This is a genomic window from Streptomyces sp. Ac-502 (assembly GCF_045222935.1).
GTDB lineage: Bacteria > Actinomycetota > Actinomycetes > Streptomycetales > Streptomycetaceae > Streptomyces > Streptomyces monomycini.
In genome coordinates this window covers 7,340,588-7,362,040 of the sequence record NZ_JBHFFO010000001.1, presented here as the reverse complement: position 1 = coordinate 7,362,040, position 21,453 = coordinate 7,340,588, and the positions used below count along the sequence as shown (strand labels likewise).

General features: G+C 71.3%; 21 protein-coding genes, 5 tRNA genes and 3 pseudogenes. 6 read left to right on the top strand and 23 right to left on the bottom strand.

The window, feature by feature from the left end; all coding sequences use genetic code 11:
* Positions 1 to 44: 44 nt before the first annotated feature.
* A pseudogene (recG, locus tag ACEXOX_RS33580) lies at positions 45 to 2,258 on the bottom strand (ATP-dependent DNA helicase RecG).
* Between the two features lie 105 nt (positions 2,259 to 2,363).
* A complete protein-coding gene (locus ACEXOX_RS33575) occupies positions 2,364 to 4,142 on the bottom strand; it encodes a DAK2 domain-containing protein (RefSeq protein ID WP_406524701.1) in 1,779 nt (592 codons plus the stop codon).
* Between the two features lie 262 nt (positions 4,143 to 4,404).
* On the opposite strand from ACEXOX_RS33575, the gene rpmB reads away from it, so the two are divergent.
* Positions 4,405 to 4,590, top strand: coding sequence for a 50S ribosomal protein L28 (rpmB, locus tag ACEXOX_RS33570; RefSeq protein ID WP_003984695.1), 186 nt, complete (start codon positions 4,405 to 4,407; stop codon positions 4,588 to 4,590).
* A 144-nt stretch (positions 4,591 to 4,734) separates the two neighbouring features.
* On the opposite strand, the gene thiD is transcribed toward rpmB, so the two are convergent.
* Positions 4,735 to 5,526 (bottom strand): bifunctional hydroxymethylpyrimidine kinase/phosphomethylpyrimidine kinase, encoded by a 792-nt coding sequence (thiD, locus tag ACEXOX_RS33565; RefSeq protein WP_406524700.1) that lies wholly within the window; start codon positions 5,524 to 5,526, stop codon positions 4,735 to 4,737.
* 151 nt (positions 5,527 to 5,677) lie between these two features.
* Positions 5,678 to 6,658 (bottom strand): thiamine-phosphate kinase, encoded by a 981-nt coding sequence (locus tag ACEXOX_RS33560; RefSeq protein ID WP_406524699.1) that lies wholly within the window; start codon positions 6,656 to 6,658, stop codon positions 5,678 to 5,680.
* 209 nt (positions 6,659 to 6,867) lie between these two features.
* On the opposite strand from ACEXOX_RS33560, the gene ACEXOX_RS33555 reads away from it, so the two are divergent.
* On the top strand, positions 6,868 to 7,101 hold the full coding sequence (locus tag ACEXOX_RS33555; RefSeq protein ID WP_406524698.1) for an Lrp/AsnC family transcriptional regulator: 234 nt from the start codon (positions 6,868 to 6,870) through the stop codon (positions 7,099 to 7,101).
* Between the two features lie 9 nt (positions 7,102 to 7,110).
* On the top strand, positions 7,111 to 7,602 hold the full coding sequence (locus ACEXOX_RS33550; protein WP_406524697.1) for a DUF3515 domain-containing protein: 492 nt from the start codon (positions 7,111 to 7,113) through the stop codon (positions 7,600 to 7,602).
* A gap of 27 nt (positions 7,603 to 7,629) precedes the next feature.
* Here the strand turns inward: ACEXOX_RS33550 and ACEXOX_RS33545 are convergent.
* The 3 genes and pseudogenes from ACEXOX_RS33545 to ACEXOX_RS33535 form a co-directional block, all read right to left on the bottom strand.
* Positions 7,630 to 8,765 (bottom strand): annotated as a pseudogene (locus tag ACEXOX_RS33545) (D-alanine--D-alanine ligase family protein).
* Between the two features lie 123 nt (positions 8,766 to 8,888).
* Positions 8,889 to 9,890: an NAD(P)H-dependent glycerol-3-phosphate dehydrogenase gene (locus tag ACEXOX_RS33540; RefSeq protein WP_406524696.1), complete on the bottom strand. Its 1,002-nt coding sequence runs from the start codon at positions 9,888 to 9,890 to the stop codon at positions 8,889 to 8,891.
* The gene (locus tag ACEXOX_RS33535) at positions 9,887 to 10,717 is read right to left on the bottom strand and encodes a lysophospholipid acyltransferase family protein (RefSeq protein ID WP_406524695.1); all 831 of its coding nucleotides are present in this window, start codon (positions 10,715 to 10,717) and stop codon (positions 9,887 to 9,889) included. The genes ACEXOX_RS33540 and ACEXOX_RS33535 overlap by 4 nt, the downstream gene beginning before the upstream one ends.
* 131 nt (positions 10,718 to 10,848) lie before the next feature.
* Between ACEXOX_RS33535 and cofC the strand changes: the two are divergent.
* A pseudogene (cofC, locus tag ACEXOX_RS33530) lies at positions 10,849 to 11,543 on the top strand (2-phospho-L-lactate guanylyltransferase).
* Here the strand turns inward: cofC and ACEXOX_RS33525 are convergent.
* The 5 genes from ACEXOX_RS33525 to leuC form a co-directional block, all read right to left on the bottom strand.
* The gene (locus tag ACEXOX_RS33525) at positions 11,524 to 11,745 is read right to left on the bottom strand and encodes a hypothetical protein (RefSeq protein WP_406524694.1); all 222 of its coding nucleotides are present in this window, start codon (positions 11,743 to 11,745) and stop codon (positions 11,524 to 11,526) included. The pseudogene cofC and the gene ACEXOX_RS33525 overlap by 20 nt on opposite strands.
* 172 nt (positions 11,746 to 11,917) lie before the next feature.
* A complete protein-coding gene (locus ACEXOX_RS33520) occupies positions 11,918 to 12,646 on the bottom strand; it encodes an HU family DNA-binding protein (RefSeq protein WP_406524693.1) in 729 nt (242 codons plus the stop codon).
* A 125-nt stretch (positions 12,647 to 12,771) separates the two neighbouring features.
* A complete protein-coding gene (locus ACEXOX_RS33515) occupies positions 12,772 to 13,017 on the bottom strand; it encodes a hypothetical protein (protein WP_030018364.1) in 246 nt (81 codons plus the stop codon).
* 135 nt (positions 13,018 to 13,152) lie between these two features.
* Positions 13,153 to 13,746 (bottom strand): 3-isopropylmalate dehydratase small subunit, encoded by a 594-nt coding sequence (gene leuD / locus ACEXOX_RS33510; protein WP_406524692.1) that lies wholly within the window; start codon positions 13,744 to 13,746, stop codon positions 13,153 to 13,155.
* Between the two features lie 7 nt (positions 13,747 to 13,753).
* The gene (gene leuC / locus ACEXOX_RS33505; protein WP_406524691.1) at positions 13,754 to 15,190 is read right to left on the bottom strand and encodes a 3-isopropylmalate dehydratase large subunit; all 1,437 of its coding nucleotides are present in this window, start codon (positions 15,188 to 15,190) and stop codon (positions 13,754 to 13,756) included.
* 172 nt (positions 15,191 to 15,362) lie between these two features.
* Here leuC and ndgR point away from each other — a divergent pair, with 172 nt between their 5' ends.
* Positions 15,363 to 16,079, top strand: a complete 717-nt coding sequence (gene ndgR, locus ACEXOX_RS33500) for an IclR family transcriptional regulator NdgR (protein ID WP_003984709.1) — start codon at positions 15,363 to 15,365, stop codon at positions 16,077 to 16,079.
* Between the two features lie 101 nt (positions 16,080 to 16,180).
* Here the strand turns inward: ndgR and ACEXOX_RS33495 are convergent, their stop codons facing one another.
* A complete protein-coding gene (locus ACEXOX_RS33495) occupies positions 16,181 to 16,663 on the bottom strand; it encodes a DUF4188 domain-containing protein (protein WP_406524690.1) in 483 nt (160 codons plus the stop codon).
* Positions 16,664 to 16,747: 84 nt separating this feature from the next.
* On the opposite strand from ACEXOX_RS33495, the gene ACEXOX_RS33490 reads away from it, so the two are divergent.
* A complete protein-coding gene (locus tag ACEXOX_RS33490) occupies positions 16,748 to 17,398 on the top strand; it encodes a MerR family transcriptional regulator (protein ID WP_406524689.1) in 651 nt (216 codons plus the stop codon).
* Between the two features lie 69 nt (positions 17,399 to 17,467).
* Here ACEXOX_RS33490 and ACEXOX_RS33485 read toward each other — a convergent pair.
* The 10 genes from ACEXOX_RS33485 to ACEXOX_RS33440 form a co-directional block, all read right to left on the bottom strand.
* Positions 17,468 to 17,540: transfer RNA gene (locus ACEXOX_RS33485), tRNA-Glu, on the bottom strand.
* Positions 17,541 to 17,577: 37 nt separating this feature from the next.
* Positions 17,578 to 17,649 (bottom strand) — tRNA-Gln (locus ACEXOX_RS33480).
* A gap of 16 nt (positions 17,650 to 17,665) precedes the next feature.
* Positions 17,666 to 17,738: transfer RNA gene (locus ACEXOX_RS33475), tRNA-Glu, on the bottom strand.
* A 63-nt stretch (positions 17,739 to 17,801) separates the two neighbouring features.
* Positions 17,802 to 17,874 (bottom strand) — tRNA-Glu (locus ACEXOX_RS33470).
* A gap of 39 nt (positions 17,875 to 17,913) precedes the next feature.
* Positions 17,914 to 17,985 (bottom strand) — tRNA-Gln (locus ACEXOX_RS33465).
* An 88-nt stretch (positions 17,986 to 18,073) separates the two neighbouring features.
* Positions 18,074 to 18,814: an HAD family hydrolase gene (locus tag ACEXOX_RS33460; RefSeq protein WP_406524688.1), complete on the bottom strand. Its 741-nt coding sequence runs from the start codon at positions 18,812 to 18,814 to the stop codon at positions 18,074 to 18,076.
* A 700-nt stretch (positions 18,815 to 19,514) separates the two neighbouring features.
* On the bottom strand, positions 19,515 to 20,327 hold the full coding sequence (locus ACEXOX_RS33455) for a hypothetical protein (RefSeq protein WP_406524687.1): 813 nt from the start codon (positions 20,325 to 20,327) through the stop codon (positions 19,515 to 19,517).
* 333 nt (positions 20,328 to 20,660) lie between these two features.
* A complete protein-coding gene (locus tag ACEXOX_RS33450; protein ID WP_406524686.1) occupies positions 20,661 to 21,062 on the bottom strand; it encodes a DUF397 domain-containing protein in 402 nt (133 codons plus the stop codon).
* Entirely contained in the window at positions 21,059 to 21,259 is a 201-nt protein-coding gene (locus tag ACEXOX_RS33445; protein ID WP_406524685.1) for a DUF397 domain-containing protein, read from the bottom strand. Before ACEXOX_RS33445 ends, ACEXOX_RS33450 begins: the two co-directional genes overlap by 4 nt.
* 4 nt (positions 21,260 to 21,263) lie before the next feature.
* Positions 21,264 to 21,449, bottom strand: a complete 186-nt coding sequence (locus tag ACEXOX_RS33440; RefSeq protein ID WP_406524684.1) for a DUF397 domain-containing protein — start codon at positions 21,447 to 21,449, stop codon at positions 21,264 to 21,266.
* Positions 21,450 to 21,453: the final 4 nt, after the last annotated feature.

The window sequence follows — 21,453 nt, the reverse complement described above, 5'->3', positions numbered from 1 at the left end:
GCGTCGGGCGGGACGGGGCCGCGCCACCCGGCCCCGCCGCCCGGTCACCCCTTGTCGAGATACTGCTCGCGCTCGGCGTCCAGCAGGGCCTGGAGGGCGATGCGCAGCTCCGGATAACCGGTCAGCTCCGGGTCGGCGGCGACCACCGAGGTGGCCTCCTCCCGGGCCGCCTCGATGACCTGCTCGTCCTCGATGACGGCGAGCATCCGCAGGGACGTACGGGCACCGGACTGGGCCTGTCCGAGGACGTCGCCCTCGCGGCGCTGCTCCAGGTCGATACGGGACAGCTCGAAGCCGTCCAGGGTGCCTGCCACCGCGGCGAGCCGGGCCCGCGCGGGGCTGGCCTCGGGCATCTCGCTGACCAGCAGGCACAGGCCGGGGGCCGCGCCGCGGCCGACCCGGCCGCGCAGCTGGTGCAGCTGGGAGACGCCGAACCGGTCCGCGTCCATGATCACCATGGCGGTGGCGTTGGGCACGTTCACCCCGACCTCGATGACGGTGGTCGCCACCAGTGCGTCCACCTCGCCGGCCGCGAACCGGCGCATCACCGCGTCCTTGTCGTCCGGATGCATCCGGCCGTGCAGCACCTCGGCGCGCAGCCCGGCGAGCGGGCCCTTCGCGAGCTGCGCGGCGACGTCCAGGACGGCCAGCGGGGGCCGCTTGTCCTCGCCCGCCGTCGTGTCCTCCCCTCCTTCTTCTTCGCGCCCTTGCCCTTCGGCGCCTCCTCCTCGTCACCGATGCGGGGGCAGACCACGTACGCCTGGTGGCCGGACTCGACCTCCTCGCGCACCCGCTCCCAGGCCCGCGCCAGGAAGTGCGGCTTGTCCTTGGCGGGCACGACATGGCTGGCGATCGGCGAGCGCCCGGCGGGGAGCTGGTCCAGTACGGAGGTCTCCAGGTCGCCGAAGACGGTCATCGCGACCGTACGGGGAATGGGAGTGGCCGTCATGACGAGCAGATGCGGCGGCTGCTTGCCCTTGCCGCGCAGCGCGTCCCGCTGCTCCACACCGAAGCGGTGCTGCTCGTCCACGACGACCAGGCCCAGGTCGTGGAACTGGACCTTGTCCTCGATCAGAGCATGGGTGCCGATGACGATGCCGGCCTCGCCCGTAACGAGGTCGAGCAGGGCCTGACGGCGAGCGGCGGCGCCCATCGACCCCGTCAGCAGCACCACCTTCGTGCCGTGCTCGGCGCCGCCGAGCATGCCCCTTCGGCCAGCTCCCCCATCATCTCGGTGATGGACCGGTGGTGCTGCTGGGCGAGCACTTCGGTGGGCGCGAGCATCGCCGCCTGCCCGCCGGTGTCCACGACGGCGAGCATGGCGCGCAGGGCCACCATGGTTTTCCCGGAACCCACTTCCCCTGAAGAAGCCGGTGCATCGGGTGGTCCGTCGCCAGGTCGTCGAAGATTTCGCGGCTGACCTTCTGCTGGCCTTCGGTGAGGGTGAAGGGGAGTTTCGCGTCGAAGGCGTCGAGCAGGCCGCCGGGGGTCAACGGGCGCGGGGTGGCGGGGAGTTGGGTCTCGGCCATGCGGCGGCGGGCGAGGGCGACCTGGAGGACGAAGGCCTCGTCCCACTTGAGCCGGGAGCGGGCGTCCTCGATGTCGGCCTTCGTGCGCGGGCGGTGGATCTTCTCCAGGGCGTCCGGGAGCGGCAGCAGGGCCCGGCCCGCGCGCAGCGCCTCCGGCAGCGGGTCGAGTGCCTCGCGGGCGCTGGGCAGCACCGCGTCGACGGCCTTGGTGATCTTCCAGGAGGCCATCTGCTGGCAGGCCGGGTAGATCGGCATGAGGCGGCCCGCGAAGGCGTCCACGGCCTCCTCGCCGGACTCGCCGCCCTCGCCTGCCAGCAGCGCGTACTCGGGGTGGGCCAGTTGCAGCTTGCGGTTGAAGACCGAGACCTTGCCCGCGAACATCGCGCGGCGGCCGGGCAGCAGGTCCTTGTGCGGTTTGTGGATGCCCTTGCCGAAGAAGACGAGCTGGAGGCGGCCGCTGCCGTCGGTGAGGGTCACCTCCAGGCGCTGGCCGCGGCCGTTGTTGAACTTCAGGACGCGGGCGTCCGCGACCCGCGCGACGACCGTGACGTGTTCGTCCAGCGGCAGGTCGGAGAGCCGGGTCAGCTCACCGCGCTCCGCGTACTTCCGCGGATAGTGGTGCAGCAGGTCGCCGACCGTGTGCAGACCGAGATGCTCGGCCATCACCTTGGCGGTGGTGCCACCGAGAATCTTCTTCAGGGGTTCGTCGAGCGCGGACACGATGACCATTGCACACCACGCCACTGACAACCGGCGGCAGGCCCCGGGAATCCGCCGGGATTCCGCCGAGCCCCCGTCGGGACGGTACGGATTTCCGCACCGCCTTCCGGGGCGCTATTCGACGCCGATGAGAAGGGGCGCGCCGCGCTGCCCGCCTTCGTAGACGACGGTGTCCACGGCCAGGTGGCGTTCGCGTACGTGCCTTTCCAGGTGCTCCGCGAGGGAATCGGGGAAATCCGCGCCCAGGACGAGCGTCACCATTTCCCCGCCCGCGGAGAGCATCCGGTCCAGTACGGTCACCGCGGTCGCGGCCAGGTCGGAGCCGATCACCACCACGTCGCCGTCGATCAGCCCGAGGACGTCCCCGGCCTGGCAGACGCCGGCCATCGTCCAGGACTGGCGTTCGGCGACGGCCAGCTCGGCGTAGCGGGTGGCGCCCGCGGCCGAGGTCATGGCCACCATGTCCTCGTCGAAGCTGCGGGCGGGCTCGTGCACGGCCAGCGCGGCGATGCCCTGGACGGCGGCGCGGGTGGGGATGAGGGCGACCCGTACGCCTTCGGTACGGGCCTGCTCGGCCGCTGCCGCCGCCGTGTGCCGCAGTTCGGGGTCGTTGGGCAGCAGCATCACCTCGCGGGCGTTCGCCTGCCGGATGGCCTGCACCAGCTCGCCGCTGGCGGGCGGCTCCCCGGGGCGTACGGTCACCGCCGTCGCGCCCGCCTCGGCGCACAGGCCGGCGAGCCCGTCGCCCGGCACCACGGCCACCACGGCGCGCGCCGCGGGCTCGGGCGCGCGGCGGCGGGCGCCCCGGCCGCCGCCGTCCGGCGTCCCGAAGTGGGTGATGCGGATGCGGTACGGGCGGCCCGCCTCGATGCCCGCCTCGACGGCGGCGCCCGCGTCGTCCACGTGGACGTGCACGTTCCACAGGCCGTCGCCGCCGACGACCACCAGGGAGTCGCCGAGGGCGTCCAGCCGTGTGCGCAGCCGGGCCACGGCGGGGTCGTCGGCCTCCAGGAGGTAGAGCACTTCGAAGGCGGGCCCGTCCGGGTCGGCGTCGTCGCCGTGGGGGCCGACCGGGGCCGTGCCCTCGCGGCACGTCTCCTCGGGGGCCGGTCCGTCCCCGTCCGCCGCCGGGCAGCCGCCGGCCACCGGCACGGGCGCGTCCGGCCGTACGGCGATCGCCGCCGTCGGCACCTCTCCGGACAGCGCCCCGGCCAGCGCGCCCAGCAGGGCGACCAGGCCGCAGCCGCCCGCGTCCACGACGCCCGCCCGGCCCAGTACCGCCAGCTGCCCCGGTGTCGCCTCCAGGGCGGCTCGCGCCCCTTCGTACGCGGCCCGGGCGACCGCCGCCGGGGTCCCGTCGGCCCGCTCCGCCGCCTGCGCGGCCATGGTGGCGACCGTGAGGACCGTGCCCTCGACGGGGTGCGCCACCGCCTCGTACGTCGATTCGGCCGCCCGCCGCAGGGCCCGCTTCAGCACGGCCGCCGGGCCGCCGGGCCCAGCCTCGCCCCCGGGCCCAGCCTCGCCCCCGGATCCGGCCTCGGCCCCGGACCCGGCCCCGGACCCGGACCCGGACCCCAGAATCTCTGCCATGCCCCGCAGCAGCTGCGCAAGGATCGTGCCGGAGTTGCCGCGGGCGCCGATCAGCGCCCCGTGCGCCATGGCGCCGACGGCGTCGGCCAGGCCCGGCGCGGTGCCCGAGGCGCCGTGCCCGTCGAAGGCGGCCTCGACCGCGCGGGCCGCGGACTCCACGGTCAGGTACAGGTTGGTGCCGGTGTCGCCGTCGGCCACGGGGTAGACGTTGATCGCGTCGATCCGCTCGCGTTCGCGGCCCAGGGCCTGGAGCGCGAGGGCGCACCAGGTACGTACCGCATCGGCGTCGAGCGGGTGCGGCACCGTTCGTCCTCCTCGGCCAGCGGCCCTCGGCGGGCTCGGCTCGGTCATGCGATCCACCGCACAGTAGTGGCGCGGGGACCCGGCGGCCGGGGCGGGGGCCGGGGCGCTCATGGTAGTTTCGTTCTACGGGAGCGGTCGTTGTATGCTGCTCCGGTTGCCCGATGCGAATCGGGCCATTCCTCTCCTGGCGAATCGGGTCGGTTCAATGCACTCCGCTCGTCGGGATTCACCGTAAGTGCATCTGAAGTCTTTGGAGTGACCCGTGGCTGCCAACTGCGACGTCTGCGGCAAGGGGCCGGGCTTCGGCAAGAGCGTTTCCCACTCGCACCGCCGTACCAACCGTCGTTGGAACCCCAACATCCAGACGGTGCGCGCGGTCATCGGGCGCACGCCGAAGCGGCTCAACGTCTGCACCTCGTGCATCAAGGCCGGCAAGGTCTCGCGCTGACGTCCTAGTCGAAGCGCAGCCCCGCCGGTTGCCTGAAAGCCGGTCCACCTCGGTGGGCCGGCTTTTGCCGTACCCGGAGCCCGGTACACCCTGGTGGCGGGCGCCGGGCGCGTCGCCTGTCACCAACGTCCCGGGACAACACACCTAGCCCCGCATCCGCCACCCATGGTCCACCGGCCCGATCCCCGCCCCCAGGCGGAAGCCGCCCGCGATGGCGCCGGTGACGTACTCCTTGGCCGCCGCCACGGCCTCCGGGACCGTGTCCCCCAGGGCGAGCCGGGCGGCGACGGCGCTGGCGAGGGTGCAGCCGGTGCCGTGGGTGTGCCGGTTGTCGTGCCGCGGGGCGCGCAGCCAGTGCTCCTCGGTGCCGTCGGTGAGCAGGTCGACGGCGTCGCCCGCCAGGTGGCCGCCCTTGATCAGCGCCCAGCGCGGCCCAAAACCGAGGACGGCGGCGGCGGCGCGCGGCAGATCCGCCTCGTCCCGTACCCGTACGCCTGTGAGCTGTGCCACTTCGTCGAGGTTGGGGGTGGCGAGGGTGGCCGTCGGCAGCAGCTTGGTGCGGACGGCGTCCAGCGCGGAGGCGGCCAGCAGCGCGTCGCCGTGCTTGGAGACGCCGACCGGGTCGACGACGACCGGCGCGGACACCCCGGCGAGCAGGGCGGCGACGGTCTCGACCAGTTCGGGTGAGGACAGCATCCCGGTCTTGACGGCCTGGACGCCGATGTCGTCGACGACGCTGCGGAACTGGGCCCGTACGGCTTCGGCGGGCAGTTCCCACGCGCCCTGCACACCGAGTGAGTTCTGCGCGGTGACGGCGGTCAGCACGCTCATGCCGTGCGTGCCGAGCGCCAGCATCGTCTTCAGGTCGGCCTGGATGCCCGCGCCGCCGCCGGAGTCGGACCCGGCGACGGTCAGGACGCATGGAGGTGTGCGCATACCGGCGAATCTACCGGGGCGCCGTGCGGGGCCTGGCCGCGGTCCCCGGGGCGCGGACGGGTCCCGCGGTTCCTTCCCGGGCGCGCGTCGGCCCTGTGGCCCCTCAGGCGCGAACCGGTCCCCCGGTTCCTCCCGGGCGCTCCGCGGTCCCTCAGGCCCCCGGCTGCTCGCCGTCCCCGTCCTCGCCGAAGTGGTCCCAGCCCGCGCTGGACCACGGTGCCCCGTCCACCGTCACCTGCGGCAGCGCCGACGGGTTCAGCACCTCGCCGATCACCTTCCAGCGGGCGGGCAGCTTCACGTCCGGCGGGAAGGTCGCCACGATGGCGTGGTCCTCGCCCCCGTTGAGCACCCACTGCATCGGGTCCACGCCGACCGCCGTACCGATGTCGGACATCTGCGAGGGGATGTCGATCTGGCCCGAGCGCAGGTCGATACGGACCTTGCTGGCCTCGGCGATGTGGCCCAGGTCGGCGACCAGGCCGTCGCTGACGTCCGTCATGGCGGTGGCGCCGAGACCGGCCGCGGCGGGACCCGCGTGGTACGGGGGCTCGGGGCGGCGGTGCGCCTCCACGAAGGCGCGCGGCGAGCGGAAGCCGCGGGTGAGGACCGCGTAGCCGGCCGCCGACCAGCCCAGCCAGCCGGTGACGGCGACGACGTCGCCCGGCTGGGCACCGGATCGGGTGACCGGTTCCTGGTTGCGCAGGTCACCCAGTGCGGTGATGGCGACGGTGATGGTGTCACCGCGTACGACGTCGCCGCCGACCACGGCGGCGCCCGCCACCTGACACTCGTCGCGCAGCCCGTCCATCAGCTCGGTCGCCCAGGTCGCGGGCAGTTCGGCGGGCACGACCAGGCCGAGCAGGATGGCGGTGGGCACCGCGCCCATGGCGGCGATGTCGGCCAGGTTCTGCGCGGCGGCCTTGCGGCCCACGTCGTAGGCGGTGGACCAGTCGCGGCGGAAGTGCCGCCCTTCGAGGAGTACGTCGGTGCTGGCCACGACCCTGCGGTCGGGCGCGGTGACCACCGCGGCGTCGTCGCCCGGACCGATCCGTACGGCCGGGGTGGCGGTGAGCCGGGAGGTCAGCTCCCTGATCAGCCCGAACTCTCCCAGCTCGCCCACGGTGCCCTTCATGCTGCTGCCCTTCCGATGCGTACGGACGATCCGTACTGCGCTGCCGATCCGTACTCCGTCACCGCGGGTCCGGTTCCCGCTCCCCCGGGGCGGCCGGTCCCCGCGCCGCGCGTCGCGTTCCCCGCCCGGGTCTCCCCGGCGCGCGCGCCGACGCGGTACCGTGGCGTCCCTTCTTCCCACATGATCCTCGAAGCCGCCCTGGAGGTCCCGTGGTACAGGCGTACATCCTGATCCAGACCGAGGTGGGCAAGGCGTCGGCCGTGGCGGAAGTGATCGCCAAGATCCCCGGCGTGCTGCAGGCCGAGGACGTCACCGGCCCGTACGACGTGATCGTGCGGGCCCAGGCCGACACGGTCGACGAACTCGGCCGCATGGTGGTCGCCAAGGTTCAGCAGGTGGACGGCATCACCCGCACCCTGACCTGCCCGGTGGTCCATCTCTAGCTCCCCCGTATGCTCGGCCGGGTGATCTCCTCGTCGCGCCGGCTGCTGGTTCCGGCCCTGCTCACCGTGGCCTTCGCCGCGGTGGGCTGCTCGTCCTCGGTCCCCGTCGCCGCCCCCGCGCCCGAGGGCGACTCCGCGCGGCAGTGCCGGGCGCTCCAGAAGGAGTTGCCGCGGACCGTGGACGGGCTGGAGCGGGGCACCGCCGACCCGGTCTCGGACTTCACCGCCGTCTGGGGCGATCCCGCCGTCCGGTTGCGCTGCGGGGTACGCAAGCCCGCCGTGCTGACGCCCGGGAGTGAACATTACAACCCCGGCGCGGACGCGGCGGAAGTCAACGGTGTCGACTGGCTCTTCGAGAAGCAGGACGACGGATACCGCTTCACGACCGTGCTGCGCAAGACGTACGTCGAGGTGCTCGTGCCGGGGAAGTACGCCCCGGAGGTCGATGTGCTCACCGACCTCTCGGCCGCCGTCCGTACGACGGTGCCGGCCGGGGTCTGAGGACACCGGCCGGGCACGGTCCGGGGGTCAGCGCAGGCCGGTGGAGCGCCGCAGTGCCGCCTGGATCAGCCGGTCGACCAGCTCCGGGTAGCCGACGCCGCTCTCCTGCCACATCCGCGGGTACATCGAGATGGGCGTGAAGCCGGGCAGCGTGTTGATCTCGTTGATCACGAACTCGCCGTTCTCCTGGAGGAAGAAGTCGGCGCGTACCAGTCCCTCGCAGGAGGCCGCCTCGAAGGCCGCCACGGCCAGCTCCCGGACGCGTGCGGTCTGCTCCGCGGTGAGCGGCGCGGGCACCAGGCCGGCGGCCGAGTCGATGTACTTGGCCTCGAAGTCGTAGAAGGAGTGGTCGGAGACCGGGGGATCTCGGCGGGGACGCTGGCGCGCGGGCCGTCCTCGAACTCCAGGACGCCGCACTCGATCTCCCGGCCGGTCAGCAGCGACTCCACGATGATCTTGGGGTCGTGGCGGCGGGCCTCCTCGACGGCCGCGTCGAGGCCGGAGACGTCGTCCACCTTGGTGATGCCCATGGAGGAGCCGGCGCGGGCGGGCTTCACGAACAGCGGCCAGCCGTGTTCCCCGGCGAAGTCCACGATCTTCTCGCGGGCCGCCGCGGGGTCCTGCTCCCACTCGCGGGGGCGGACGACCTCGTACGGGCCGACCGGCAGCCCGAAGGAGGTGAACACCCGCTTCATGTAGTCCTTGTCCTGGCCGACCGCCGAGGCGAGCACACCGGAGCCCACGTAGGGCACGCCGGACAGTTCCAGGAGGCCCTGGAGGGTGCCGTCCTCACCGTACGGGCCGTGCAGCACGGGGAAGACGACGTCGACCTCGCCGAGTGCCTTGGGCACCGTGCCGGGCTCGCTGTAGACGACCTCGCGGCTGGTCGGGTCCACCGGCAGGACGACGGCGCCCTCGGCCGATTCGCTCAGCTCCGCCACGTCCGGCAGCTTCCGGTCCGTGATGGCCATCCGCTCCGGGGCGTCGGCGGTCAGCACCCACCGTCCGTCGGTCGTGATGCCGATGGGCAGCACGTCGTACTTCTCGCGGTCGATGGCGGCCAGCACGGCGCCCGCGGTGACCACGGAGATGGCGTGCTCGGAGCTGCGCCCGCCGAACACGACGGCGACGCGGGGCTTCTGGGAAGGGGTCTCGCTGCTCATATCGCGTTGAGCGTACCTGCTGCCCCAGGAGGAGTCAGTGCCGCGGCCCCGGGAGTCGCCGCAGGTCCCGCGGGCGAGCGGGGACGGGACCGGGGCCGGTCCCGGGACAGCGCGCCCGGGGCCTCAGTGCCGCTCGGGCTTGGCGCTGCGCGACATCAGTTCCTTGAGGGCCACCAGCGGCGGTTTGCCCTCGTGGACGATGTCCACGACCGTCTCGGTGATCGGCATGTCGACGCCGTGCCGGCGGGCGAGATCCAGTACCGACTCGCAGGACTTGACGCCCTCCGCGGTCTGCTTGGTGACCGCGATGGTCTCCTCCAGCGTCATGCCGCGGCCGAGGTTGGCGCCGAAGGTGTTGTTGCGGGAGAGCGGCGAGGAGCAGGTGGCGACCAGGTCGCCCATGCCGGCGAGGCCGGCGAAGGTGTGCGCGTCGGCGCCCATCGCCAGGCCCAGCCGGGTGGTTTCGGCGAGGCCGCGGGTGATCAGCGACGCCTTGGCGTTGTCGCCCAGGCCCATGCCGCCGGCCATGCCGACCGCCAGCGCGATGACGTTCTTGACCGCGCCGCCCAGCTCGGCGCCGACCACGTCGGTGTTGGTGTACGGGCGGAAGTACGGGGTGTGGCAGGCGGCCTGGAGGCGCCGGGCCACGGCCTCGTCCGCGCAGGCGACGACCGCGGCGGCGGGCTGCCGGGCGGCGATCTCCTTGGCGAGGTTGGGGCCGGTCAGCACCGCGACCCGCTCGGCGGGGGCCTTGGCGACCTCTTCGACGACCTCGCTCATCCGCTTGGCGGTGCCCAGTTCGACGCCCTTCATCAGGGAGACCAGGACCGTGTCGGCGGGCAGCAGCGGCGCCCAGGCGGCGAGGTTCTCGCGCAGCGTCTGCGAGGGGATGGCCAGGACGGTGAAATCGGCGCCGTGCGCGGCTTCCGCGGGGTCGGTGGTGGCCCGTACGGTCTCCGGCAGCCGGACGTCCGGCAGGTAGTCGGGGTTGGTCCGGCCGGTGTTGACGGCGTCGACCAGGCCCGCTCTGCGGCCCCACATCGTCACCTCGCAGCCCGCGTCGCCGAGCACCATCGCGAATGCGGTGCCCCAGGACCCCGTGCCGTAGACGGCGCAGCGCGTCACTTGCCTTCATCCTCCTGTGTCTTCGGTGCCTGGTCGTCCAGTTTCACGCCCTGCTCGTCCAGTTTCCGCGCCCGCTCGGCGGCCTGCTGCTCCCGGCGGGCCCGGCTGCGCCGGACGGCGTCCTTGCGGTGGTCGTACGGTTCGGCCGGCGCCGGCTCGTCCCGTACCTCGGCGAGGATCGCGGTGACCGCGGCCATGACCTTGTCGGTCACCTCGCGCAGCACCTCGGCGGTCGGCTCCTTGCCGTAGAACTCGCTCAGGTCGACCGCCGGGCCCGCCTTGACCCGCAGGGTCTTGCGCGGGAAGAGCCGCAGCTTCTTCTCCCTGGCGTACGGCGGCATGACCTCGTTGGCGCCCCACTGCGCCACCGGGATGACCGGTGCCTTGGTGAGCAACGCCACCCGGGCGGCCCCGGTCTTGCCCTGCATGGGCCACATGTCGGGGTCGCGGGTGAGGGTGCCCTCGGGGTAGAAGGCGACGCATTCGCCCTTGTTGATGGCGGCCACGGCGGCGCGGAAGGCCACCGCGGCGTCGGCGGATTCCCGGTAGACGGGGATCTGGCCGGTGCCGCGCATCATGAGGCCGACGAAGCCGCCCTTGAAGAGCCCGGACTTGGCGAGGAATCGCGGGACCCGCCCGGTGTTGTACTGGTAGTGCGCATACGACAGCGGGTCCAGATACGAGTTGTGGTTGACCGCGGTGATGAATCCGCCGTCGGCGGGAATGTGCTCCATTCCCTGCCAGTCCCGCTTGAACAGAACCAGGAGCGGCGGTTTGCAGATGACCGCGGCCAAGCGGTACCAGAAGCCGATTCTGCGGCGGGACACTGGGACACCCTCCTTGTGGGATCTGCTGAGCTGCTGCGACCCGGCAGCCGCACAAGTGTCGCCCCAGGTACCCGCTATGTCGAGAACACCGTAACCCCGCCGCTCACGGATGGCGGTGACGCCGGGTGAGAATGAGGGCGATGCGAAGAGACGGAGCGGACGTGGGATGGAGCCTGGTCGTACCGCTGAAACCCCTGGTACGGGCGAAGAGCAGGCTGTCCCGGGCGGCGGGGGAGGAGCTCCGGCCCCAGTTGGCACTGGCGTTCGCGCTGGACACCGTGACGGCCGCGCTGGCCTGCGAAGACGTCGTGGATGTGGCGGTTGTCACGGACGATCCGGTGGCCGGGGAGCGGTTGGCGGCCCTCGGAGCGCGCGTCGTCGCCGACGTGCCGGGCCGCGGCCTGAACGCGGCACTCGCGTACGGAGCGGGCCTGGTGCGCCGGCGGCGCGCCGCCGCGGCCGTGGCGGCACTGAACGCGGATCTCCCGGCGTTGCGCCCCGCGGAACTGGGGCGGGTACTGTCGGCGGCCTCGGCATTTCCCCGGGCATTTCTCGCGGATGCGGCGGAAATCGGGACGACACTGCTGTGCGCGGCGCCGGGAGTGGAATTGGCACCCGCTTTCGGGGGCCGTCCCGGGCGCGTCACCGCGAATCGGGGGCGCGGGAGATCGTGCTGCCGGACACCGAATCCGTACGCCGGGACGTGGACACCGGGGAGGATCTGCGGGCCGCGCTGGAGCTGGGTGTGGGGCGGTACACCGCCCGCTGTGTGCCGCGGATACGGGCCCGTGCGGTGGCGGAAGGTCTCAGAACGTCTGGAGGGTGACGAGAACGATACGGCGCCCGTCCTTCTCCTTGCCGTCACCGGCCTCGCCCTCGACGTCGATACGGACCCGCTGACCGGGCCGCAGCAGCCGCAGGCCGCCCGCGTCGAAGGCCGCCGCGTCGAAGGGCAGCGGGGTGCCGTCGTCGAGCAGCACGCTGCCGGAGCGGGTCTGGGCGTCGTAGGTGTACGCGGTGGCCTGCATGGTGACCAGCCTAGACGGCACACGGCGTCCGGGCCGCGCCGCACACCGCGTCCGGGGCGGCACACGGCGTCAGGATCCGCGCCGCACACCGGGGGCGGGCGGTCCGGGACACACCGCGGGCCGGGCTCCCCGAGGGGAGTCCGGCCCGACGCGTGGCGTCGCCGCTGCTGAATTACCGCTTGCGGGCGGTGGTCTTCTTGGCGGTGGTCTTGCGGGCCGTGGTCTTCTTGGCCGGGGCCTTCTTGGCCGTCGCCTTGGTGGCGGGCGCGGTCTTCTTGGCCGTCGCCTTCTTGGCGGTGGTGGTGGCCTTCTTGGCCGGGGTGGCCTTCTTGGCGGCGGTGGCCGTGGTCTTCTTGGCCGCCGACTTCTTCGCCGTGGTGGCGGTGGCCTTCTTCGCCGCCGGGGTGGCCTTCTTGGCGGCGGTGGCCGTGGCCTTCTTCGCCGTGGCGGTGGTCTTCTTCGCCGGCGTGGCCTTCTTGGCGGCGGTGGCCGTGGTCTTCTTCGCCGTGGTCTTCTTGGCGGTGGCCTTCTTGGTGGCGGCCTTGGCCGTCGTACGGGTGGAAGAACCGCCCGAGAGGCTGCCCTTGGGTGCCTTCTTCACGGCCACGTCGTTCTTCGGGAGCTTCTTCGAGCCGCTGACCAGGTCCTTGAAGCCCTGACCGGCGCGGAAACGGGGCACCGAGGTCTTCTTGACCCGGACCCGCTCACCCGTCTGCGGGTTGCGGGCGTAGCGGGCCGGACGGTCCACCTTCTCGAACGAACCGAATCCGGTGACCGATACGCGGTCGCCGGAGACAACTGCACGGACGATTGCGTCCAGTACCGCGTCCACCGCGTCCGCGGCGTTCTGACGGCCGCCGAGCTTGTCGGCAATGGCTTCTACGAGCTGCGCCTTGTTCACGTCTTCCCCTTCGGAGACATTGCTGGAACGAAAGTGTTCAAGCCTTTTCGCACGTTAGGCAGATATATACCGCAAATCAAACACGAAACGGGCTAATCACCCTTGTGCCGCAACGAACTCGACCTTCACGGAGTTCCATCGGCGTGCACGTCTACGGGAAAGCGACCCTCGTCGAGGTCGTTCATGAACCACTCCAGACGCCTTGCCGCGTCCGCCAGATCGTGTTTCGCCGCCGCCGTGATGACGAGCAGCTTCCGGGTCAGCGCCATGCGTACGCCCTCCGGGACTTGCAGTGTCCGCACGCGTGTGTGTGCGTCCTTGAGTCGGTCGGCGACGAGACCGTAGAGCTCGAGTTGGTCGTCGCGTTCCATGCGCTAATTGTGCCATCTGCGGCGAGTTGTCGCTTCACGGGGCCTCAACGGCAGCCTTCACACGCCGATGCGCCCCCTGCCAACTAGCAAGGGGCGCATCGTACGCAATAAGGCTTTGAGCCAAAAAACCCGAGGTCAGACTACTACCGTACGCGGCTTGAACGACGGCCTGTTCGCCTCGTACCCGGCGATGGCCTCCTCCTCCCGAAGAGTGAGGCTGATGTCGTCCAGTCCCTCCAGCAGCCGCCAACGCGCGTTCTCGTCCAGCTCGAACCCTGCGGTGATGCCCGGCGCCCGGACCTGCCGGCCGACGAGGTCGACGGTGACCTCGGCCGCGGGGTCGGTCTCGGCGAGCTTCTGCAGCGCCTCGACGGTCTCCTGCGGGAGCACGACGGTCAGCAGTCCGTTCTTCAGCGAGTTGCCCCGGAAGATGTCGGCGAAACGCGAGGAGATGACGGCTTTGAAGCCGTAGTTCTGCAGGGCCCACACCGCGTGCTCACGCGAGGAGCCGGTGCCGAAGTCGGGCCCGGCGACCAGGACGGTCGCTCCCCGGTACGTCTCCTGGTTCAGCACGAACCCCGGATCCTTGCGCCAGGCCTCGAAGAGCCCGTCCTCGAAGCCGTCGCGGGTGACCTTCTTGAGCCAGTGGGCCGGGATGATCTGGTCGGTGTCGACGTTGCCGCGGCGCAGCGGTACGGCCCGGCCGGTGTGCGTGGTGAAAGCTTCCATGGTGGTTTCAGACTCCCGCGGGCGTGCGTGCGTCGGCGTCGGCGTCGGACAGGTCGGCCGGCGATGCCAGATGGCCGAGAACCGCCGTTGCGGCGGCGACCTGGGGTGAGACCAGGTGGGTGCGGCCGCCCTTGCCCTGCCGCCCCTCGAAGTTGCGGTTGGAGGTCGAGGCGGAACGCTCGCCGGGCGCCAGCTGGTCCGGGTTCATCCCGAGACACATCGAGCAGCCGGCGTGCCGCCACTCGGCACCGGCCTGGGTGAAGACCTTGTCGAGGCCCTCCGAGACCGCCTGGAGGGAGACCCGCACCGAGCCCGGTACGACGAGCATCCGTACGCCGTCGGCGACCCGGCGGCCCCGTACGACCTCGGCGGCGGAGCGCAGGTCCTCGATGCGTCCGTTGGTGCAGGAACCTACGAAGACGGTGTCCACACGGATGTCGCGCAGCGGCTGACCGGCCGTCAACCCCATGTATTCCAGGGCCTTTTCGGCGGCGAAGCGCTCCGATGCGTCTTCGTACGAAGCGGGGTCGGGGACGGCCGCCGAAAGGGGTGCGCCCTGGCCCGGGTTGGTGCCCCAGGTGACGAACGGGGCCAGCTCGGAGGCGTCCACGACGACCTCGTGGTCGAAGACCGCGTCGTCGTCGGTGCGCAGGGTCTTCCAGTACGCGACGGCGGCGTCCCAGTCGGCCCCCTGGGGCGCGTGGTCGCGGCCCTGGAGGTAGGCGAAGGTGGTCTCGTCGGGGGCGATCATGCCGGCCCGGGCGCCCGCCTCGATGGACATGTTGCAGATGGTCATCCGGGCCTCCATCGAGAGCTTCTCGATGGCCTCGCCGCGGTACTCGATGACGTACCCCTGGCCGCCGCCGGTGCCGATCCGGGCGATGACGGCGAGGATCAGGTCCTTGGCGGTGACGCCGTCGGGCAGTTCGCCCTCGACGGTGACGGCCATGGTCCTGAAGGGCGCCATCGGCAGCGTCTGGGTGGCCAGCACGTGTTCGACCTGGCTGGTGCCGATGCCGAAGGCCAGCGCGCCGAAGGCGCCGTGGGTCGAGGTGTGGCTGTCGCCGCAGACCACGGTGGTGCCCGGCTGGGTCAGTCCCAACTGCGGTCCCACTACGTGGACGACTCCCTGTTCGACGTCGCCGAGCGGGTGCAGCCTGACGCCGAACTCCGCGCAGTTCTTGCGCAGCGTCTCCAGCTGGGTGCGCGAGACGGGGTCGGCGATGGGCTTGTCGATGTCGAGGGTGGGGGTGTTGTGGTCCTCGGTGGCGATGGTGAGGTCGGTGCGCCGCACCGGCCGTCCGGCCTTGCGCAGGCCGTCGAACGCCTGCGGGCTGGTCACCTCGTGGAGCAGGTGCAGGTCGATGAAGAGGAGGTCGGGCTCGCCTTCGGCGCGCCGGACGACGTGGTCGTCCCAGACCTTCTCCGCGAGTGTCCGTGCCATCGCTTTCCCTCCGGCCGGCCGCATTGCCGGCCCAACTCGACTGTGTACGCGGCGCCTCTCCCCCGAATCCGGACGCCGTGCCGGGCCCTGGTCGGGGGCCGCGACTACAGATTGGCGGCTTCCCAGGAAAATTGAACTTGCGTTTCACACTGTGAGACGCGAGTATCGTTGCATGGACAACTCTAGCGGCGTCGGCGTTCTCGACAAGGCAGCTCTGGTACTGAGCGCTCTGGAGTCCGGTCCGGCCACCCTCGCCGGGCTGGTCACGGCGACCGGGCTCGCACGACCCACGGCACACCGGCTGGCCGTGGCACTGGAACACCACCGGATGGTGGCGAGGGACATGCAGGGCCGGTTCATCCTCGGCCCGCGGCTGTCGGAACTGGCCGCCGCGGCCGGCGAGGACCGCCTGCTGGCCACGGCCGGACCGGTGCTCACGCACCTGCGCGACGTGACGGGCGAGAGCGCGCAGCTCTACCGGCGCCAGGGCGACATGCGCATCTGCGTGGCCGCGGCGGAACGGCTGTCCGGACTGCGGGACACCGTCCCGGTCGGCTCCACGCTCCCCATGAAGGCCGGCTCGGCCGCCCAGATCCTGATGGCCTGGGAGGAGCCGGAGCGCCTGCACCGCGGCCTCCAGGGCGCCCGCTTCACGGCCACCGCGCTGTCCGGCGTACGGCGCCGGGGCTGGGCGCAGTCGATCGGCGAGCGGGAGCCCGGCGTCGCCTCGGTCTCCGCCCCCGTACGCGGCCCCTCGAACCGCGTGGTCGCCGCCGTCTCGGTCTCCGGACCGATCGAGCGGCTGACCCGCCACCCGGGCCGGATGCACGCCCAGGCGGTCATCGACGCGGCGGCCCGGCTCAGCGAGGCGCTGCGCCGCACGGGCTGACCCGCCGGGCCACTCCCCTGCCCCGTTGACCTGCTAGAACACCGACCGGCCGGTGCGGCCGCCGACGCCCGCACCGGCCGGTCAGCCACACCGAGGCGTGCCTACACGCCGCTCACGGGCGCACTGAGCGACCCGCGCCGGCCCGGCGCGGCGACACCGTATGCGGCACCGAGCCCGTTCAGCGGCATCGAACTGTAGATCGTGCTGTACGCGCCCGCCGGTACGACGTACGTCTCGTGCCAGATCCCCACCGCCCCTTCGCCGCTCCGCGCGCGGCGGTTGAACGCCGTCCACGCGGGGCGGTGCCGCATGTCCGGGTCGGAGGCGTAGGCGTACAACTTCTCGCGCGACTCCCAGTATTGGACGAAGGTGAAGACGCGCGGCCCGCCGTTCAGCATCCGGTAGCCGAGCATCCCGGCGCCCGGCTCGCGCACCAACTCCCTGACCATGCGCGGCATCGCGCGCAGCACGGGCAGCCAACTGCGCACGGCCCGGAGCTTGTTGATGCGCATACCGACCAGGAAGACGACCACCTCCCCGTCGGTGTCCGCCACCATGCGTCCCGATACGACCTTGTCCCCCATGACGGTCCCCCTGCCTCTCGACTCTTTGGATAGCGTCACTATCCATGCTTGGATAGTGACACTCCCCAAGGAAAGGCGCAAGCGGTGCGACTGTCGGAACTGAGCGAACGCAGCGGGGTCCCCACCGCCACGATCAAGTACTACCTGCGGGAGCGGCTACTCCCGCCCGGCGAGCGGATCACCGCCACCACCGCCGAGTACGGCGACGCCCACCTGCGCCGGCTGCGCCTGGTGCGGGCGCTGGTCCAGGTCGGGAAGATGCCGGTGGCCACCGCGCGCGAGGTGCTGGCCGCCGTCGAGGACGACTCGCTGGACCACCACATGCGCCTCGGCGCGGCCGTGTGGGCCCTCCCCCACCCTCCCGGCCCGGCGAAGGAGGCCCCGGAGACCACCGCGGCCCGCCGGACGGCCGACGAGCTGATGCGCCGCCTGGACTGGCAGTACGGGCTGGAGGTGGGGCCGGTCTCCCCCGCGTACGGGATGCTGGTGAACGCCCTGGCCGCGCTCGCCCGGCTCGGCTATCCGCACACCGCGGAGAACGTGCTGCCGTACGCCCGGATCGCGGGCCAACTGGCCGTCGCCGACCTGGATTTGGTGGAGGAGTACGAGACACCGGCCGAGCAGGTGGAGGCCGCGGTGGCGCTGACCGTCCTGCTCGAACCGGTCCTGCTGAGCCTGCGGCGGCTGGCGGAGGCGGAGGAGTCACACCGCCGCTTCAGGGGCGACGCCTCGTGACACCGGGCCCTGCGGGGGCCCACCATACAAAGAGGCCCTTCCCCAGCGGGGAAGGGCCTCTTCGTCGCGTACCCCCGACCGGATTCGAACCGGCGCTACCGCCTTGAGAGGGCGGCGTGCTAGGCCGCTACACAACGGGGGCTTGCACTGCATAACCGCAGTTGACCTGCGATTTCGCGCTGGGCTACCAGGACTCGAACCTAGACTAAATGAACCAGAATCACTCGTGCTGCCAATTACACCATAGCCCATGGTGGTTTAGACCAGTACCCCCGACCGGATTCGAACCGGCGCTACCGCCTTGAGAGGGCGGCGTGCTAGGCCGCTACACAACGGGGGCCCTAGCGATCCTTGCGTCGTCACATCCGGGAGCGACCCGAAGATGACGGTGAGAAAGGATCTGTACCCCCGACCGGATTCGAACCGGCGCTACCGCCTTGAGAGGGCGGCGTGCTAGGCCGCTACACAACGGGGGCCTGATACTGCATGATCAAGAGACCTCGGGAGGTCTCTTGCTGGGCTACCAGGACTCGAACCTAGACTAACTGAACCAGAATCAGTCGTGCTGCCAATTACACCATAGCCCACCGGAACGCAACCCCCGCCAGGGGTCTTGTTCGGCTTGCGCTTCCCGGTCCGGCTTTTTCGGCCCGCCCGGGCGGCGCAGAAAGAACATTACCCGAAGGTGGACGACGCTCCAAAACCGATAAGGCCGCGCACCAGCCCGGGCAGCTCGGCGAGCCCGCCGACCCGCGTCACCCCGTCCGGCACGTCCTCCTCCGGCACCTCCCCCGCCGCACCGGCCCGGTCCACCCACACGGCACCCAGCCCGGCGTCGCGCGCGCCGATCGCGTCCACGTCCAGCTTGTCCCCCACATAGACGACCCGCTCGGGCGCCAGCCCCAGAGCATCACAAGCCGCCCGGAACGCCTCGGCCGCCGGCTTCGCGTGCCCCACCTCGTCGGCGCACAGCACCACCTCGAAATGCTCACGTATGCCGAGCGCCCGCAGCTTCCGCTCCTGATTGCGGACGGACGAGTTCGACAGCACACCCTGCCGGGCCAGCGGCGCCAGGTCCGTCAGCGCCTGCACGGAGTCCGGAAACAGCGTCCAGGCCGCCTCGTACAGCGCGACGTACCGCCCGAACCAGGCATCGGCCTCGTCATCACTCAACGCCTCCCCGAGAAAGGCCCGAGCCCGCTCCCTACGGTGCTCCAGGAACCCGAGTTTCCCCGAGAGGAAGCGCGCGAAGGCAACCTCCATGCACTCCCGCCACCGCCCGAGCGCACACTCGGCGTCCGGGTACCCGCCGAGCAGCCCCTCGGCTTCGATGTGGCGCAATGCCCCCACCCGATCGGAGCCGGTGTAGTCGAAGAGGGTGTCGTCCACGTCCCAGAGGACGGCCTCGATGGTCATGGAACCGACGGTACCCGGGCAGGCCACGCGGGTGCCCGAGTTTTCGCCCTGCTCACGTCAAGGCCATGGCACGCTGTCACCCTGCTCCCGGTGGACGGAACAGACCTTCTTCACCTCCAAGGGCCTGGACTGGCTCGCCGACCGGCTCAGCACAGACGTGACCCCAGCAGCCTGACGCCTGCCGCGGGTTCCCGGCGCCGGGAACCCGCCGCGGCTACAGCCCCTCCGCCGCGAGCCGCCGCGCCACGTTCGCCGACCACGCGCGGGCCAGGGCCGCCGCCTCGTCGCCGCCCCGCCCGTAGTGCGCCAGCAGCGCCACCGCGGCCCGCGCCTCACCCGCCGTGATCAGCGGCAGGCGCGGGTCTTCGGTGTCCAGCAGCAGGTGCAGGGCGGCGGGGCTCGGGGGGGCAGCTCCGCCCCGCTATCTCTGCGGCCTGTCAGCAACGGGCACTGCCGGGCCGGCTCGCAAGACCGGGACCAAAGCCCCGGCTATCACGCCAATCGCTTGGGTCTTATCGATGAAATGCCCAGCCGTTCGGCTCACGAGGCCCGGGACCAAAGTCGTGATTCCCGGGGTAATCGCATTATGCAACCTGTTGCCCGGCCCTCGCATGTGCCAAGTTCAAAGGCGCCTACCCCTGGCATATGCAACCAACGGCGCCGGGGGCAGGCGTATATGCCTACGAAGGGTCTCCATGAATCACCGCCAGCGCATAGCCAGCACCTTCGCCGCCACCATCAGCGCGGCCGCACTCACACTCGGAGCCGCCTCCACCGCCTTCGCCGGTGACATCCCCTCCCCGGCCGAGCAGACCGCGGCCGTGGTCGAAAAGGCCACCGGTACCAACGACATCGCCCTGGCTCCGGCCCCGGGCACCAAGATCCCCCAGCGTTCCACCGGGATGCCGAGGCCGGCACCGCGACGGGTGACGCCGTATCCATCGCCCTTCCCGGCACCAACAACGTCACCGGCGCCAGGGCAGGCAAGAACACCACCGTCTACCCCGACGCAGCCTGGGCCACCGACCTTGCCGTCCAGCCTACGACCGACGGCGGCATCCGCGCCCTGGCCGTCCTCAAGGACGCCACCGCCCCGCGCGAACAGCGCTACGACATCGGCCTGCCCACCGGCGCCCGCCTCGTCGAGCTCGACAACGGCGCGGTCGTCGCCATCGCCGAGAACGGCACCTTCCTCGGCGGTTTCACCACTCCCTGGGCCAAGGACGCCAACGGCAACCCCGTACCCACCAGCTACTGCGTCGACGGCAACACCCTCGTCCAGTCGGTATGGACCACGGACTCCACAGCATTCCCCGTCGTCGTCGACCCCAAGTGGCTGGACGACGCCGCCTAGGGCACCGCCACGGGACTTGCCAGCGGGTGCGTGGGTGGCGCCGTCGCCGGAGGAGGAGCTGGATGCATGCCCGGGGCTGTCGCAGGAGGTCTGGGCGGAGCCGTCGCTGGAGTCGTCGGCGGCCTGTTCGACTGACAGGCGACGCTGTCGCCCTTCCAAGCGCCAACGACACGGCTTGTGAGGAGTACTGCCATGACAGATGACTTGAAGAATCGTCACACCGGCGCCGAGCGGACCGTCTCGCTTGCACTGTTGGCCGCCATGGGAGTCTTCCTCGGCCTCCAGGCGAGCCATCTCTCCTGGGCAGCTTGCATCTTGTGGGGGCTAGTCGGAGGGATCGCCGCGGCACCGGTAGTCATAGGCGCCAGACGAGTCGCCCGATACGTGGCCAAGCGGCGATCCACACGCTGACCCGGACCGGGCCGCACCTCACATCAGCCAAGGCGGATGCCAGGAGTGGACCGGTCTCGCTTGGTCAGCGACAAACCCTGGCTACAGCGTTCCTTCCCCACCGCTCCCCTTGAGCACCGCCAGCAACGCGGCCAGCCCACCACGGGTGGCCGACAGAATCACGTCCGGGTCATCGCTTTCCCGAAGGCGCACGGTGCCGTCGGGCGCGGCGGCGATGTTCACGCAATTCACCGCCGCGTTGCTGTACGAGGACTTCTGCCAGGCCAGACGGGACATGCTGGGCCTCACTTCGTCACGACTCGCGCCACCGCTCCCCTTGCTCACCGTCATGAATGCAGCCAGCCCATCGCGGGTGACCGTCAGGCTCACCTCCGGGGCGTCGCTCTCCCGGAGACGGACGGTGCCGTCAGGGGCGACGGCGATGTATATGCAGTTGGCGGCTTCTCCGCTGAAGGACGATTTCCGCCAGGTCAGACAGCTCATGTCGTACCTAGCCTCCCCTTCAGTGCCGCCACGAACCCGGCCAGCCCCTCGCGAGTGGTCGAGAGGGTCACCGCCGGGGCGTCGCTCTCTCGGAGATGGAGGATGCCGTCGGGCGCGGCGGCGATGTTCACGCAATTCACCGCCGCGTTGCTGTACGAGGACTTCTGCCAGGCCAGCCGAAACATGTCGGGCCTCACCCCCTCACAGTTCGCCCACGCCGCTCTCCTTGACCGCCGCGAGAAACGCGGCCAGCCCGTCGCGGGTGGCCGACAAGATCACTAGCGGGTCGTCACTCTCCCGGAGGCGCACGGTGCCGTCGGGGGCGGCGGCGATGTTGACACAGTTGACGGCGTCGGTACTGAACGATGACTTCTGCCATGCGTACATGTCT